The sequence below is a fragment of the Frankia sp. AgB32 genome, assembly GCF_023243045.1.
Taxonomy (GTDB): domain Bacteria; phylum Actinomycetota; class Actinomycetes; order Frankiales; family Frankiaceae; genus Frankia.
Genome location: NZ_JALKFX010000203.1, coordinates 1 through 254, shown reverse-complemented (window position 1 = coordinate 254; position 254 = coordinate 1). Strand labels below are relative to the sequence as shown.

The window sequence follows — 254 nt, the reverse complement described above, 5'->3', positions numbered from 1 at the left end:
GTGGGTGGCCGTCAGCTGGCGTTCTGGCGGGAGACGCTGGCGGGTCTGCCCGAGGAGCTGAACCTCCCAACCGACCGCCCTCGTCCTCCCGTCGCCTCGTATCGGGGCGCCAAGCTCAGGTTCGTCATCGAGCCGGAGACCCACGCCGGGGTCGCCGCCCTCGCCCGGGAGAGTGGGGCGAGCCTGTTCATGGTGTTCCATGCTGTGCTTGGTGTGCTGTTGTCGGGGCTGGGGGCGGGGACGGATCTCCCGAT

The 254-nt window shown here is 70.1% G+C and carries 1 protein-coding gene; it reads left to right on the top strand.

The window, feature by feature from the left end; all coding sequences use genetic code 11:
• Nucleotides 1-254, top strand: a 254-nt coding sequence (locus MXD60_RS26420; protein ID WP_248822409.1) for a condensation domain-containing protein, incomplete at both ends; no start/stop codon positions are given.